This is a genomic window from Saliphagus sp. GCM10025334 (assembly GCF_042663485.1).
Taxonomy (GTDB): domain Archaea; phylum Halobacteriota; class Halobacteria; order Halobacteriales; family Natrialbaceae; genus Natronosalvus.
The window spans coordinates 70,212-85,778 of record NZ_JBHTAF010000006.1 but is presented as its reverse complement, the minus strand read 5'-3'; the positions used below and the strand labels follow the sequence as shown (position 1 = coordinate 85,778).

The following is a 15,567-nucleotide window of genomic DNA, read 5'->3' as shown; positions in this document are numbered from 1 at the left end:
TGAATCTCAACTCCCGGTCATACTCTGGTCAAAACTCTCGACGATACCCCCGAGGATATCCTCCTGGTCTGACTCACCATTCGGTTGTTCATTCTCAATGAAGGAAACGAGCCCATCTCTAGGAGTACTTGCAGACTCCCCGAACTCTGCCTCGAGTCGCTCGACACCCGCCCGTGCATATCGAGCAAGGACTTCGAGTTGGATCTTCGGGTCGACCAGTGCCTCGGGGTCGCTCGTATGCTGGTAGGCGATTGAGGCTGCAACCGCCCGATAGGTCGTCTTGTCCGAGAGGTGCATCCAGAGCATCTCTCCCTGAGTGTCTCCCTCCCCTGCATACTCGTTCGTGCTGTAGCCCGCCGCAGTCGTCCGGTCGATAGTCGCATACCCTACACATCCTGCGAAGACGAAGAAGTCGACGTAGGTGTTGAAGAGATCCCACTCCTCGACCATTTTGTCGTATAGCGAACTTCGGTAGTAGTTCTGTCGAATAGTTGATTCTGACATGGTTAGGCCTCCGTAACCGCAGTTTCGTCTTCGATCGTCGTCTGAGGGAAAGTCTCTGATCGGTCACCTGGGTCAAACTCGAGGCGATACTGCCGCCCTGCGATTTCGGAGAGTTCGCTCGCGACGGGCCCTCGCCACTGGGAGTCTGTCACGAGGACGACTACCTGCTCGGCCATCTCAGGGATAACCCGACTCACCTGACGGCGGTGGTCGTCGTCAAGTGCGCCGAACGGTGAATCCATCACAATGGGATAGATCCCACCGCTGAAGTACTCCGCGTCGTCGCTCGACTCGTAGCGCTCTCGTGCAATTTGGACGAGACTACTGATGAAGGTGAGACTCGCTATCTGGCGCTCGCCACGCGACTTCTCGACTTCGAGGTACTCGTCCTGGACCTGATCTTTGATACGGAGTTCGAACGCATCTGTGATCTCTGCGCGATACCCTTTGGTTGCGATCTCCTCGAAGGTTTCTTCGACAAGTTTGTTTGACCAATTGCGGACCCGCTTTTGAAGATCTTTGAACGACGCCTCAAGTTGACGGCGAACGTCTTCTGTGGCACGCATTCGCTTTCGCGCGAGTTCGGCCTCCTTTTTATCTTGGCGTGCTTCGTCGATCTCGGTGTTCACTGCCGACAGTTCTTGGTCTAACTCTTCGATCTTGATCTCGTGGCGGACGATGTCGCGTTCCGTCTCTTTGAGTTTGGCAGCCTTCGAATCTCGTGCTGTCTCCAGCTCGGCTGGGGACTCCCCGGTCTTGGGGTCGACGACGTCTATCTTTTCAAGCTGGGCGCTGATCTCACTCAGCTGTTCTGCGATCTCCTGTTCTCGGTCACGGAGTTCCGAGCGACGTTCGAGTAACTCCGATATGCGCTCGAAGTACTCGGTTCGCTCTGAATCCAGCTGGGTTAGGTGTGAGATGATACGTATCGCCGCCTGGTCGAACCCCTCGGTCACATCCTCTGATTTGTACGCTTCGACGTCGGAATACGGGTCAGTCCCTGGTTCGAGAGGGCGGCCACAGAGACACTCCTTGTCGGCTAGCAACCGGTCGATGAACTGGTTCGACACCTCAGAGGGGATTGCTCCCTGATCGCGGAGCTGGTCGAGATCCTTTGCCGTCGCCTCGACCGCCGGCATGGCAAAGGGAAGATGGCCTTTGGTACTGATTGTGTCTTCGATGTCGTCGTTGACGGCTGCGATATCCGATTCGACCTGTTCAAGTTCCGCTTCGAGTTCGGTGCGCTCTTCTTCTATCTCGGACGAATTGTCTATCTGTTCGAGTTTCCGCTTAATCTCGTTGATCTCCCCGTTCAACCGATCTTTCGTGTCCTCAGCTGCGTCCAGTGCCTGCTCGCGATCTGCCTTCTTTTCGCGAAGTGTCGCACGTTGATCCATCAGAGACTTGAGTTCTGTATTTGCGAACTCTTGGAGCTCGTCTTCGAAACGCCCTTCAACCGCTTCGAGGTGGCTGATCGAGCGCTCGATGATCTTTAGCCCCATGATGTTCTGAATAGCGTTTCTGATCTCGTCTTGGCTTCGAGTCTCTGAGAGGCGGGTGATATACTCACCATCAAAGAAAAACAGCGAGCTCAGCCGTGTAGGGAGTATCTGCTCAATGGTGTCTTGAGGATTGTTCCGTGTACCCCTGGTTCCATCGGGATTCGAGAACGTCAGTGAGAGGCCGTCATCAATGATTTCACCTTCATAATCGGTCGCCGACTGTTTCTGGTAGTCGACCCATCGAGTGAGCTCGTACTCGACATCTTTGTCTTCAAATTCGAGAACGGCCTCGACGTGGACGGTATCACCACTGTCGGCCTCGGCGAACGCCCCTTGACTGGCGAGTTTGGTGGGTCGGAGGGTGAAGTCTACCTCGTCGTACAACACCCACGTAAGCGCATTTTTCAGTGTCGTCTTGCCCGCGCCGTTCTGGCCATGGACGACAGTAACGTTCTTCTTGTCGCCCTGTGCGAACGCGATCGTTCCCGTCCGAAACTGCCGGAAGTTGGTGAGGTGGAGTCTGTGTAATCGCATGAGTCTATTACTCCGGGATCTCCTCCTCGACAATCTCCTTAATTTCGGGGATGATGTTGTGTGTCTTGCGCATATGTAGTTGTTTCTTCTCTGCGCGAAGCGTACGCTCACGAATGCGTGCGAGCGTCTCGGAACTGACCTCCTCTGCGGCATCGGGTTCACTCATCTGTTATCACCTGACAGTCTGTGGGCATTAATATGTCTATCACACAGTTCATATCTTCTATAGGGTCTGGTCATGAAGCGGTTCAGGGTAGTTGGGTAGGTACATTGGTTCATGGGTATCACATTTGGCGAAGGTTAAACTCACGTTTGAGTTCGCCAATGGCGCCAGCGTCGGTCGGAATGCCTGCGATCTCTGCGTCCGGGTGGTTTCGTGCCGATTCGGCGAACAGCGTAACCCGTTCAAGTTCACGTCTAACGAGGTTACGCTCGGTCGTAAACAGCGACTCGTCACGGGCGGCATGTTCGCGGATCTCTGGTGGTGGGGCGACGACGAAATCGTGGATCACAGCGTGATGTTTTCCAGGGTGGGTTCGCAGGATCCGCCCTCGTCTTTGGACGAACTGCCGGGGATTCGACGAACTTGCGAGCATGTAGGCCGTTCGCGTCGCCGGAACGTCCACCCCCTCATCAAGACACCGGATGGCGACGAGTGCCTGTATCTCTCCTTCGTCGAAGCGCGTTAGCAGTGTCTGGCGTTCGCTTCGGGACTCGTCAGCCGTAAAACGCTCTGCACGTAGGCCGAGTTGCCCCCGAAGTCTGGAGACGGCCGCGTCGACGTGGCGTCGTGTTCGGGAGGTGATCTCCCCTTCGACGGTTCCGTCTCCGCAGTAGACGAGTGTGTGTTTCGTCTGCTCGTCGTGTTCGAGCAATTCGACGAGGCGATCGAGTTTTCGCTCCGCGGTCCCAATCAGTCGAGCGCGCTTGAACAGTGCGAACTGGAGGTTCTTGTTCTCCTGGATGTCGGCGTCCTCGAGGCCACCACCTGATCGGCTGATGAGACGGGCTATCTTTCGTGACAGTGCGAGATACTTGTCGGCTTCGTCTTCAGTCAACTCGACGACGTGTGGGACGTAATAGTACTCACAGAGTGCGCCGCTTTTGATCGCTTCAGAGAGGCCGTATTCGTAAACAACTCCGCCGAAGTACTCCATGAGATCTTTGGTCCCTTCCTCGTCGTAGAAACGTTCTGGTGTCGCCGAGAGACCGAGTCTGAGGCGGATAGCCGTCGGCAATGACGTCTTGAGATGTGGGGCACCGAAGTGGTGGACCTCGTCGGCGATCAGCATGAAGCGCTCGCGGTTGACACGGCTCAACACCCGCTGAAACGTCTCGGAGGCGAAGGTGACGTGAGTAGTGATGACGACGAGGCTCTCACGCACGCCTAGGTCGAACTCTGCGAGTTCACCTTCGAGGTGCTCTTGCCACTGACGACGACTCTCGTACGCAAGGATCGGGGAGCTACCGAAGTCCCGGACATCCTCTGCCCATTGGTCGACGAGGTGTTGGTACGGGACGGCGATAATCAGCGCTAATCTGCCCTCCATCTGCTCGGCGACGTGTGCAGCCGTCAGTAGGGAAGTAACCGTTTTGCCGGTCCCTGTCGCCATCTGAAGGACGCCACAGCCGCCAGCCTCCGCCCAGGACTCCACCGCCTCATGTTGGTATTCGCGGGGCTCGACCCACTCCGGGCGCTCGAGACTCATGGCGATCCTCTCATCGGTTCTATATGTGCAGGTGGAGACTCTCCCAGAGCACCCTCGGACTCGTTCGTGAACAGGTCCACTCCTCGTACGTGCGGGGTCAAGTGCAAGCCTACCCCCACAGTCGGGGTGACGTTCACACTTGAGATTCGAGTCCCTGTCATTCGTTCTCGCCTCCAGCGTCATCGCTCGACGCCTCGGGATCATGGATCTCGGCCTCGATTTCGTGGAGGACCGACCCGAGAGGGCGGTCAGTGTCGTCGCCCTCCAGATGGGTGTTGAGTCTATCCGGAACTGCATCAACGTTGAGCGCCCGAACCCGTTCTGCGAACTGTTCGATATCGACGTCCAGTATCTCAACGACAGACTCGAAATCGACGTCGTCGCTGGTCGCGACTAGCGCGGCCGTCCGCTCAATATCCGCCATGAAGTACGCCGTAAGGACGCGTCGGATCGCCGCACTTCGACTCGGAAACACCTCGGCAGCGACTGCACCGTCTAACAGTCGTTTCTGGTCGTCAGAGATGGTGAGTGCCTCATGTTCCATCCGTGTTCACCTCTTTCTCGCCCTCGGCGTTACTTCGGAGGACCGCCTGCAGTTCTTCGGAGAACGCAGACGGTGGGTATCCAGTCAAGCGAACGGCATCGCTCAGGGTCAGCGCATGGCTGTCTGTGTCTTGTTCACTCGCGAGCGCACGAACGGCCGCCATCGCGATCTCCGGGTTCTGGTCGAAGTACGTGCGAAGCGCGGTTCGTGTCGTATCACTTTTTCCGCGAAAGAGCCCACCTTCGCCGCTCGCTTCGAGGAGCGTTGCGAGCTCTGTCGGAAGTTTTGCGTCTATTCGTGCCATCGGAAGTTATTTGGTCGTGTTGTCAGATACCGGTGGTCCGGCATTAGTGATGTTGGTTCACCGACCGTACGATCGAGGGCGATCGGGAGATGACGGTGCAATAGAAAGTCCTGATGGTGGGGGACGAGCACCCACAGCGATTGTAGCCGCAAGCGAACACGGTAACCCACTGGTAGACTGACTCATACATTACCGCCTACCTCTTCTAATTCTTCGGTAACGTTCGACGGACTCAGGTACGGAAAGCGCACGCCTGTTTCGTAACGCGGGTCGTCCCTACAGGCACCAGGCGCGCCGTCGATAACGGCAGCCATCGGCAAGGACACTGGCTCCAGTACCTCACGAAGAATTCCCTCGAGGTTAGTACCTGCTCGGACGATGAACGGCACGCTGACCGTGTCTGCACCTCCGAGCAAATTCCAGTCGACCGTCCAGAGAACGATCTCGGTCCGCCCGATCGTCTCGATCCGGGCATCTGAGCCGAACCCAGTTGGCGTTACGTGCTGCCATCGCGACTGTCTGAACGTGCGCTGGAGTGCCTGATAGAGCGCCGCATCGCTGGTAGCTCGCTCTCCCGTCACCGTCGAAGAGGGGAGAGAATACATCTCGTACGTCACTGGAACGGTCATCGGAGCCGGTTCCTCCGTGAAGTGTTCGTCGTCCGTGACCTCCTGTACTAAACCCCGATCTAGTGTCGGGAAGTTGAGGTGGTACTGGAAGTCGTCTCTCTCTGGACGGTCATTGGGATGGTGGCGCTTCGCGAACGCCCGGATGTCCTGCTTGCTCGCGTGGTAGTTGCCTGCCCCTTCCAGTTCGACGAGAAGGGGGACGAGTCGGCCCACGGCTAGCCCGCTCGGACGGAGCCAGAACACAGAGTCGGGTCGTCCCGGCTGCGGGTCGCGGCCGCGGCGCTCTGGCTCGACGACGACTGCCGCCGATTTCAGGCGACCACAAAGGTGCCGCGCGAGCTGGGACGCCATCAGCGCTTAGGCCCCTCTGCCGGGCTATCTGTGAGTTTGAGTACCAATATGTCGCCGAGTAGCTCCTCAAGCGTCTCGAATGCCTCGGGGGTGACATCGACGGCCGAGACATTCTCGCCGCGGACCAGTGCGAGCAAGTGATCGATGTCTGCCCCGCCCTCTCCGAGCGCCGAGCCCCGGAGAGTGTCGACCCACGCTTCGTAGTGTTGGTGGAACACCACAGCTGAAACGGGCCGTTCGGCCACCCGCTCGGCAGTAGGGTCTTCGTTCAACACCCATGTGTAGTCTGGTGTATTTGCTTCTACCGCTTTTGCTGTCTCGTCGTCTCCGTTTTCGACCACTGATGGACTGGTCGACTCCACCGCGTCGAAGGACGGCAGGTCGGTAAGGTACTCTTCGACCGCGTTGATAGCGACCACGTCGCGGGTGAGCTGCCGTGCGTAGATCGCCGCCCACTCACCGTACGCCTCGGCGAGCGAGCGGAGCTTGTTTGCGAGCTTCGTTACCATCTCGTCGCCGCGGTCGTCTTCGCCCACGTTGGTGATCGCTTCGAGTCGCTCGACGACCGCCTCGGCGTTGTGTGCAGCTGGGTTCTCTATGTTTTCCACGAGAGCGCCCGCGTACACGAACGTCTGTTCATGACTGGCACAGTCCGTGACGCCGCGAGAGAGCCGCTTGAAGAGATCGATGAGTTCAGTTGCTTCCGTGACGGGTAGCCCACTCTCCAGGTGGGTGTGGGCGAAATCTGCCAGATCGAGGGTGTTCGTTTCTGCGAGGCGGGCGTCGATCGTGTCGATGTACTCGACAATCCGATCGGCATCGACGCGGGCTTCGTCGGACCCGTAGTAGTCGGCTGTCTCTGCGAGCGCCGTCTCGAGGTCCCAGTCCAACCCGTCGAGAGCGTCGTCGACGGCCTCGAGCGCGTTGACCTGTCCTTCGACGGTCGTGACGAGTGAGTCGAGCTTCGAGTCAGTGTCCAACAGGTGGCCGTGGACATCCGTCGTGATTGCTTGACCCACGGCGGTCTGTGCTGCCGTTGGGCAGGTAGTTAGACGGTCGGTGAGATCGTCGAACGACGTCGCCATCTCCCGAAGCTCGTCCGGATCGCGACGCTGGAGTGCATCGTTCAGTGACTCGAGCGTCTCGTCGGTGATCTTCGTTTTAATGCCGACGGTCTCACACAGCGTCGACCGCGCTCGCTTGACGGCCTGGCGGCACGGCGCCGCGACGACCTCGGCGACGTGGTCTTTCGTCGCTTCGAGTTCCTTGATAGTGCTGACACTGGCGAAGTTGTGTTGGACCTCGCGCATCTCCTGTGCGACTGTCTCTCGACCCTCGGTGTCCAGTTCTGGGGCGTCCGCGTAGAGGCCATCCACTTCGTCAGACAGCTGTTCGAGGCGGCTGAGTTTGTTTTTCTGGCCACCGATCAACGACTCGAGGTCGTCGAGGGCGCTAGGTTCGTCGACACGATACTCCGTCTTATTGGTCGTGCTCATGCTGTTTCCTCCGTCTCCGTGTTTGCATCCGTCTCTGTGTCCTTGTTCGTCTTCGTGTTCGTCTGGTCAGTGTCGATCGCGTCTTGTTTCTCGCCAGTTCCTCCCAGGTTGTCTTGCCCGTCACTGAGCAGTTTCTTGGTCGGCGGTGAGTCGCCCTCAATATCGACGCCGGGCTTAGAGAGGTGTGTCACCAGCGCCTTCAACTCACGACGTGTCGCGGTCGTCTGCCTGTCGACACCCTCCTGCAGCTCGACGAGTTCATCGAGTTCGTCGGTCAGGTCTTCGACCTGCCCTGTCCGAATTCCTGCGGCTCGGTTGACCTCGGATATTGTGTCCATCGACTCGTCGTCTGGGTTGCCAACGGTGATCCGCCTGCCCGCGATAGGCTGGAAGTCGAGGAGGTTCTCGACGAACGCTTCAACGCCAGGACGTTCGTCGACTGACAGATCGATCTCATCCCTGTCGAGGGTTGCCTGTAACTTCCTGACTGCGCTCGAGAGGTTTTTGACCTGGCTCAGATTGCTGTCACTCGGCGTCGCCCGTTCGATCTCGTGGACGGCGTCACGGATGACATCTTCGTACCGTGCGGCGAGCACCGCGAGAGCGTAGCCTGTTGGCCTGAAGTTCGCCGCTGTTGACTTATGTTTGGCGTCACTGACGGCGTCGCGGACGGCGACGAGGTTCTTCCGGTAGGTCTCGATGTGAGTGGTATCGAGGGTGACTCTCAGTGCCAGCCGGTTTTCGACCGAATCGACGTCGGTGTCCGTATTAGCTTCGGTCCCAGCGTCGGCCGACTCGGTTCCCGACTGTCGCTCGAGTTCTTTCGAGAGGGTGTCAAACTCATTCTCGATGGTGGTGAGGGGGACGACTGTTTCATCATTTTCGTCTTCCTCTCCACCGAGCGCTAGGAGGCTCTGGGCCCGGCCGACGTCGTTCAGGTACCCATCGAGGGTCTGGACGTGGTCGTCGTACGTATCTTCGACCTCCGCGAGCATATCCCTGATGTACGTACTGTCTGTGCGGGCCAGACTCGCCGTCACCAACGCCCAGAGGACGTCATCGGTGGTCTCCCCCGTCTCAGTCGGGGAGAGCGATTTGACGAACTGCTGGACTTGGTCTGCATCTGTGTTCTCCCTGGTCGATTCCTGGTCGAACAGCCCCGAAAGGAGCGGCTTATGGTCGGATGTGCTCGCATCGATGACTGCCTCGAAGGCGTTCGTGACTCGCGTCACCTCCGCGATGGGCGTATCATCGCTGTCTCGGCACACCCGACGAATGTCGCGAATGGCCTTGCCGTACTCGCCCTCCGTGGTGAGGCTGTTCAGGAGTTCCTTGTAATCGAATCGACTCGCGGTTACGATGACGTCCTGCTCCATCCCGTCTTTGATGGCTTTCAGTAATCGCCCGTGCGGATCGTTCCAGTCGGGTTCACAACCGAGGGCGAGAAGTCCGAGGATGGAGTGGCGGCCGTTAGTCGGCCCACCACGTGGCGCGAGGAACGACGTGCCTGCGAGCTCTTGGTGTGCCCAGACGTAGTGTCCCCCGACCGTGAACTGCTGTTTGTGGGCCTCGACGGCGGTCGCCGCTGCCTCTCCCGCCACGCGGGTCGTGAGGTGGGTGTACAGCGTCTTAATCGTCGTCCGCTGCTCGCGTCGGAGGTCGGTCTCCAGCAGTGCCTCTATCTGATCTTCAGTCGCTGTGTAGGCGTCGTTCAATTCCTCCTCGAGGAGGGCCGACAGCTGGATGACGAACGTCCACACCCGCGCGGTCGGTACGGGAACGACTGATAGTGCGCTGTGTTCTTCGAGTGCCGCCGCCACTGGCATAGAGTCGACGACGGACTTCGCGTCGACGGTCTCGTCGACGAGCACCACGACTGGGTGAGTTGGATCCGGCGGCAGCCGTTCGAGTTGAGCCTGGAAGGAGATCTCGGTCGGACAGGCGTACACCGTCGCCGCGGCGTCAACCGACAGTTCGAGGCCGCCGGCTTCCCATGTCTCGATCAGTTCATCAGTCTGTTTGCCTGTGAGGCGGGAAGGTTCGGTCGCCAGCGGAGGGTACGTTTCTTCGAGCACCGACGGGAGGAGGGTCCATGCGCGCCCGCTTTCGGCGGCGACTGTGGCCACCCTCGTGTCGTATTGCTGCTTGAACCGCTCTTTAGTCTCCTCGAGTGCGTCGAACGCGATGTTCCGCGCCGGGCGCTCGGCCTCGAACGCCAGCAGGAGATCTTGAACGAGAGATAGAAACGCTCTGCTCTCAGAACGGTCGTCCTGCGGACCGGTCAGCCATCCAGTCGGAACGGCCCCGTCTGCGGGACCCACTCCCTGACCGACGGCGATGCCGTTAACGACGCGTTCGATACTCTCGCGGGCGATCTGCCGTGCCTCGTGAGTGGCGTCGGCTTCTCTATCCTTGGATGTGAACGTGTCTGTCTCGAGGATGATGTCCTCGACGACGTCGACGATTTCATCGTTGGGATACCACGTCTCGCTCTCGACGATCCAGTCGTCGTACCCTTCGGCGCCGAAGGCGACGGACGTAGCCGCAGCTTCCGTGTCGTCGACATCAGGGTGCTCCCATACCCGTCGCACTGTACGGAACTCGGTAGAGCGCTCGTCGGCGAGGCTAGCTAGCCACTGGGTGAGTGTCTCGCGATCCTCTAGGGAGACCTCGTTCCGCTCAGCGTCCCGCACGACCTGGTGGACATGGGCGGCCCGGCCACGCGTGAGCCAGAAAACGACCCGATCGAGTGCCGGATCGAGGCTGCGCTCTTCCAGTAGTGCGCGGATGTGACTGATGGTGACGGGCGGGATCGAGATCGGGTCCGTCCGCTTCATGTCTGCGAACCCGACGAACTGCATCGCCGAGATCTGCCCCATCGAGAGGACCGGGAAGAGCCGACTCTGGTCGAGGAGCTTCCTCAGCGGGTTATTGTCGTCGACTCCGGTCGCGCTAAGGAACTCGGTGTACTTCTGTTCTACCTCATCAACAAGAAGGATCACGCGCTCGGTTGTCGTCGACGCCGGGATGCTCTCGAACCACGCCTTCAGGTTAGTTGGAGTGTCGTTTGGTAGCCACTCGACAGCATCAAGGTCTCCTTCCAGCAGTGCCGCCACCTGTGCCTGTGCTCGCTCGTCGATCCAGTCGCCGAATGACTCGCACTCGGCTTGTTTGAACTGACTCAAGAGCGTGCTTGCCTCGACGTAGAGGGCGGGAACTTCTTGCTCCCACGCGTGAACGAACATGTGATACTGCAGAGCAGTCTTGCCCGAGCGCAGGGGGCCGCGGATTGACGGGGGAGCCGGTTCTCCACCGTTCACGATGGTCTCTACTGCTTTCTCAACAGCCTGCCGTGCGCGCCGGTGGGGCTTTGAGATGTCCTCGAATGGCCTCGTCACCGTCGGCTTCTGGCCGAGTTCCACTGGCGGCTCGTTGTGGTTGGTCACTGGAACCTCCGTTTGGCCCAGATGCGCTGTGCGCACTCGTCGCTGATCGGTCCCCGTGAGGGGGTTGTTAGTTTGTACATAGCGTCTTCTCCGCTCGCCAGAAGCTGCCGGCCGCATTGACACCTTCGGGTATCACACCAGTTGCCTCCCGGGGGATATAACTGCTTTGTATAATTTGTGGGGATATTATACAAGGTAGTGGGTGTGACAAATAATGACATTCTTATCGGAATATCTACCGTCGCTAAAGCCACACCTGATTTCCCAATTCAAATCGGTTTGGTGTGGATTTCGTTCGTACTGTGCAAGTATCGTCACATATTATGTGCCACTTCACGCGAGACCAGGCGTCACATATTATGTGCCAAGAACTCTTCCAGCCCAATTCAAAATACTAGAATTTATATGTAAGATAATGGTGACTGGTCAAAGCCTGCTCATTGGGCTCTATATGGGTAGAATTTGAGTATTTGAAATATGATTTATTTGTGTGGGTTAGTTCCCTCTTGGCGTGACACAGTCAGATTTCGGTAGTGGTCTGAGATTGTTGACGGAGGGGGGGGGGTCTACGATCTCAAGCCGATCATCCGCCAGTACAACACCCGGCCGGCCGTTCGTCGCCGATCGACTTCTCCGCGGTCCCGAAGCATCTCCAGCTTTCTTCGTGCCGAGTCCCGTGAAAGGACTGTCACCGACCCAAATGTACAGAGCCCGATCGGGCGCGCCGGTTGACAAAGTAATCACCGTGTCTAAGGACGTCACCAGGCCCCGGGAGCCGACATACACCCTCTTTGTGATCCAGGGCATCTCCCGCGAGGAGACCGTCGACCGCGTCGTCGAGGAGTTCGACGTCGCCCCGGTGACCGCCGCAGACGACCTCCGGGAGATGGACGACTGGGTCAACGACCTGATCCAGGCGGACTCGACCGGTGAATTCCGTCCGGGAGCTCCGCGAATCCCTGTTAAGCTAAATAGGTTCGATCTCTGTCCCCTCCGTGCCGATATGATACTGTGGATAAGACGACGGCCTACAACTCTTGAAACGCCTCGGTGACCGCGAGATCGCGTTCGATGCGCGGCTTGACGATGGGACTCCTGATATCGATCTCGAGTCGTTCTCGCTGCCACTCCAGGCCAGTCTTCCCCTCCCAGACACCATATAGCGTTACCTTTGGGAGTACGAGCACGCCGAACAAGATTGCCATGATGTATAGTGTGTTCGCGATATTCCTCCAGGAATCGGTCACACGACGTGGAAGGTCAACTGGGAACGCTACGTGTTGGGCCCAGATATCCTGCGATCGAGCGCTGTCGACGAACTCGTAGTCGTTGCTAAACAGGAGCACTCGTTTGCGATTGCCCTTGTCGTATCGCTCGTAGGCATCGACGATGTCAGCATCACCCGTTTCCGACGGAACGATATCGACCGCGCGGTTTGCCATCCGGCTGCGGAACTCGTAGAGTCCGAGAAAACCCATTCGATTCGCCCCCGCGGGCTGATCTTTCAATCGAGCGAACTCTTGACCGAACGCATCCTCGAGGCTCTTTGTCGAAAATCTGTTGTAGTACCAGTCCAGTTCCTCCTTGACGCCGCCTGATAGTGCGTATCCGTTCGTGGGTGGGCGGCCCCGTTCGTCCACTGATCCCGAGATAGGATCGATGTCGAGGATTTCTGGGATTCGGAAGCCAAAGAGGTTCGTATCGTAGGCGATCATGACAGGGTTGTGCCCCGCCGTCAGATCGGGATGGGTATGCCGGTCGAGAAACGTATTGATTTCGTCGACGTTCTCCGGGTCGACGAGTCCACCTGCGGTCGCTGCCTTGATGTAGTCGTTGTGTCCGGGAAGATCCTGATATGGTTCGTCACCGTACCGCTGACGGATCGTATCCCGACACTCACGGTAACTGATCGCTCCCTTTGTGAATCGGACATCGCTCCCTCGATGAGTTCCAAGTTCGATTCGAAACAGTTCGCCGATCTCATCGCATGGATGTTTTACTGGAATGCTTGTCTCATCGATGTCGAAGAGTGTATTGAGCACAATCGTAAGGTTGCGACGTGAAATTTCCATCAGACCACCTCCGTGAAGTCGATCAGGTCGACTGCCGGTCGCGGAATGTCTGGATACACTTGACCGTAGAAGGCACTTGAATCCAGCAGAAGGTAGAAGACGTGATCAGCCCCGTAGTGGATGCCAGCCTGGAACGCGATCGCGGACATGAACTTGCGCCCCGGAGTGATGTCGACGGCAACCAGTTCGTCAGTACTATGCTGGATTCCGTTTCGAAAAAATTCAACGATCTCTGCGAAGGCAGTTTCGTCCGTGAGGGTGTGGACGTCGATCGTCGCGTTGCCATCGTACTCCGTCACAGCTGTTTTCAGAAACGGGACGACGGGTTCGATGGCGTCTTCGACAGTGGGGTTCGAGACGATCTGAATCGAATCGGGGACGTACCCGCCTTCGCATGCGGCCAGAAGCGGATTGACCATTGCCTCAGTCGTAGGGCTAGCGATGGTCAGCCATTGTCGATCCATATGCACATCACGTCTACCGTTCTACAAGTAGCTATGCACCCTCTCTGCACTCGAATCGGAGTAACCGTTCACCACAATAGTTAGCATCCGGACGTGTGAGACTGGAGTATGGAAGATCAAAATCAATCACGGGCTCGCGGAACGCTCCTTGGACTCCGTGTGGTGACGCACTCGGACGGCCGGTCGAGTTCCGTCCACCCTACCAGATCGAACGAACGCACGGTCGGGTAACGGAGATGCTCGCTGACGGAACCCATGGTCAGCCTGCAGGGACGATTACCGACGATACGGAGATGGCACTATGTATCGCACGGAGTCTGGACGAACACGGGACGTTCGAGCCTGCAGATATCGCTGAACGCTTCGTCACGTGGAAAGCGTCGGGCCCGTTTGACATTGGGATGATGACCTCGAGTGCACTCCACCGAATCCAGAATGGTGTGTCGTGGGACGACGCCGGTCATCGTGAGTGGGAGTTATGTCGAGAGGGGAAAAACGCCGGCAACGGAAGTCTAATGCGGTGTGCGCCGTACGTTATCGCCTTCAGGAACGCTCCGGAACAGCTCGTCCGAGTCAGTCGCCGATCGTCGTCGATCACGCACGCCGATTCGCGCTGCCAATGGAGCTGTGCGCTGTTCAACCGAACGCTCGCAAATCTTCTGAACGGCATTGAACGACCGCTCGAGAGAGTGATAGCGGATCTCGAGACCGAACTTCCGGACGACGTTCGTGACGCTGTCGCCCCTGTCGTTGACTATCTCCGTGACGGGCGAACGAACTTTGAACTCGCAAATTCGGGATACGTCGTGACAACGTTACAAGCGGGTCTGTATCACGGGTTGACCGCAGATAGTGCCGAAGAAGCCATCGTTGATGCGGTGATGATGGGCGGCGACGCGGATACGATCGGCGCGGTTGCTGGCGCCATTCCAGGAGCACGATTCGGAGTCGAGGCACTGCCGGACAGATGGACAGAAACGCTGTCAGCCCGTTCCGAACTCGAGTCGCTCGGGTTACAACTCCTCGAAATCGATCCTCATTCGTCGGGTGAGTGAGAACAGTATTAGACAATTTTAGTAATCCTTATGGAACTTCTATGACAGCTAGAGGTATGCCTAAAAGCGTTATCGACGTCCATCGGAAACATCTTGACTCACACCGCTTTGTTCAAAAATACGACTCGGGATACGAATATCTCCACCATGAAATCGATATTCCTGAGTCTGAAATCCCAGACGGATACAGAGACATAGAGATTGAACATATGTACCGGATACATACCGAAAGCTCCCGCCAGTTCATGGTCATACAGAAGAATCCAAATCTAAAATCCAGCTGGGTGTCTGGGAGCGTTCACGGTCCACATACCCACCTTTCTGAATGGAACGGTGATACAGTGCAACGGAATATTAGGCACTCAAGGACAACAGTCTCCACGTATCTAAATAACAGTCGATTGGAAATCATCCTCCAAACCCTCGCCAATAAGCTTGGTGCAGAACACTTCGGCTTCGGATCTTCCATTGAAGAATACGGGCTGGCCAACTATCTTCGGACAGATATTAATGACAAGTACAATAATAGTGAAGACTCTCCTATCATCGGAGCAGACGAGGGGTTCTTCGGCGACTTCGCGTATTCGAATGTAATGAAATTCCAGGGTCCAACAAACAAGGTCAGCCCCCAACCTGAAGACGATGAGTGGCTTAAAAACGAGATCGCCGCAATCAGCCCCCGAATGATCTTATCCCTCGGGGTCCCTGCGAGAAAGTCGCTCCAACGGATCGGGTTTGAGCAAACCAACCACTCCGGTCCATTCAACAGAGACGAGGGGAAAATCTACGCTTATAATGGTTCTGATACACGCCTTCAGGATATTTTAGCTATCAACGTCTATCATCTCGGCGCTCGTGAGTCTCATGATAAATTAAAAGAGGCCCTCACTGAAGCTGTTCAAGCCGCGAAGCCTGCTCTTGATTTTGTGGAGCATAGCATGTAACCCAATACAATAA

At 57.4% G+C, this 15,567-nt stretch carries 14 protein-coding genes; 3 read left to right on the top strand and 11 right to left on the bottom strand.

All coding sequences use genetic code 11. The features are described from left to right. Positions 1-6: 6 nt before the first annotated feature. The 9 genes from ACFQO4_RS18495 to ACFQO4_RS18455 all read right to left on the bottom strand — a co-directional run bounded on the left by ACFQO4_RS18495 (position 7) and on the right by ACFQO4_RS18455 (position 11,019). Positions 7-504: a DNA phosphorothioation-associated 4-like protein gene (locus ACFQO4_RS18495; RefSeq protein WP_500262330.1), complete on the bottom strand. Its 498-nt coding sequence runs from the start codon at positions 502-504 to the stop codon at positions 7-9. A gap of 2 nt (positions 505-506) precedes the next feature. Continuing rightward, the gene (locus tag ACFQO4_RS18490) at positions 507-2,573 is read right to left on the bottom strand and encodes an AAA family ATPase (RefSeq protein ID WP_500262329.1); all 2,067 of its coding nucleotides are present in this window, start codon (positions 2,571-2,573) and stop codon (positions 507-509) included. Then, entirely contained in the window at positions 2,548-2,706 is a 159-nt protein-coding gene (locus ACFQO4_RS18485) for a hypothetical protein (protein WP_500262328.1), read from the bottom strand. The genes ACFQO4_RS18490 and ACFQO4_RS18485 overlap by 26 nt, the downstream gene beginning before the upstream one ends. Positions 2,707-2,824: 118 nt before the next feature. Then, positions 2,825-4,249: a DEAD/DEAH box helicase family protein gene (locus ACFQO4_RS18480; protein WP_500262327.1), complete on the bottom strand. Its 1,425-nt coding sequence runs from the start codon at positions 4,247-4,249 to the stop codon at positions 2,825-2,827. A gap of 157 nt (positions 4,250-4,406) precedes the next feature. Next, positions 4,407-4,793 (bottom strand): hypothetical protein, encoded by a 387-nt coding sequence (locus ACFQO4_RS18475; protein WP_500262326.1) that lies wholly within the window; start codon positions 4,791-4,793, stop codon positions 4,407-4,409. Beyond that, positions 4,783-5,097 carry a hypothetical protein gene (locus tag ACFQO4_RS18470; protein ID WP_500262325.1) on the bottom strand — a complete coding sequence of 105 codons (315 nt, stop codon included), beginning with the start codon at positions 5,095-5,097 and terminating at the stop codon, positions 4,783-4,785. The genes ACFQO4_RS18475 and ACFQO4_RS18470 overlap by 11 nt, the downstream gene beginning before the upstream one ends. A 182-nt stretch (positions 5,098-5,279) precedes the next feature. Further along, positions 5,280-6,077: a hypothetical protein gene (locus ACFQO4_RS18465; protein ID WP_500262324.1), complete on the bottom strand. Its 798-nt coding sequence runs from the start codon at positions 6,075-6,077 to the stop codon at positions 5,280-5,282. After that, a complete protein-coding gene (locus tag ACFQO4_RS18460; RefSeq protein WP_500262323.1) occupies positions 6,077-7,573 on the bottom strand; it encodes a hypothetical protein in 1,497 nt (498 codons plus the stop codon). Before ACFQO4_RS18460 ends, ACFQO4_RS18465 begins: the two co-directional genes overlap by 1 nt. Then, on the bottom strand, positions 7,570-11,019 hold the full coding sequence (locus tag ACFQO4_RS18455) for a hypothetical protein (protein WP_500262322.1): 3,450 nt from the start codon (positions 11,017-11,019) through the stop codon (positions 7,570-7,572). Before ACFQO4_RS18455 ends, ACFQO4_RS18460 begins: the two co-directional genes overlap by 4 nt. Before the next feature lie 745 nt (positions 11,020-11,764). On the opposite strand from ACFQO4_RS18455, the gene ACFQO4_RS18450 reads away from it, so the two are divergent. Then, entirely contained in the window at positions 11,765-12,073 is a 309-nt protein-coding gene (locus ACFQO4_RS18450) for a hypothetical protein (protein ID WP_500262321.1), read from the top strand. Here ACFQO4_RS18450 and ACFQO4_RS18445 read toward each other — a convergent pair. Both ACFQO4_RS18445 and ACFQO4_RS18440 read right to left on the bottom strand, forming a co-directional pair. Continuing rightward, the gene (locus ACFQO4_RS18445; RefSeq protein WP_500262320.1) at positions 12,048-13,091 is read right to left on the bottom strand and encodes a hypothetical protein; all 1,044 of its coding nucleotides are present in this window, start codon (positions 13,089-13,091) and stop codon (positions 12,048-12,050) included. The two genes, ACFQO4_RS18450 and ACFQO4_RS18445, sit on opposite strands and share 26 nt — an antisense overlap. After that, the gene (locus ACFQO4_RS18440) at positions 13,091-13,555 is read right to left on the bottom strand and encodes a hypothetical protein (RefSeq protein ID WP_500262319.1); all 465 of its coding nucleotides are present in this window, start codon (positions 13,553-13,555) and stop codon (positions 13,091-13,093) included. The genes ACFQO4_RS18445 and ACFQO4_RS18440 overlap by 1 nt, the downstream gene beginning before the upstream one ends. Positions 13,556-13,650: 95 nt before the next feature. Between ACFQO4_RS18440 and ACFQO4_RS18435 the strand changes: the two genes are divergently transcribed. Continuing rightward, positions 13,651-14,610 (top strand): ADP-ribosylglycohydrolase family protein, encoded by a 960-nt coding sequence (locus ACFQO4_RS18435; protein WP_500262318.1) that lies wholly within the window; start codon positions 13,651-13,653, stop codon positions 14,608-14,610. 56 nt (positions 14,611-14,666) lie between these two features. Beyond that, the gene (locus ACFQO4_RS18430; RefSeq protein WP_500262317.1) at positions 14,667-15,554 is read left to right on the top strand and encodes a hypothetical protein; all 888 of its coding nucleotides are present in this window, start codon (positions 14,667-14,669) and stop codon (positions 15,552-15,554) included. The last annotated feature ends 13 nt before the right edge of the window (positions 15,555-15,567 follow it).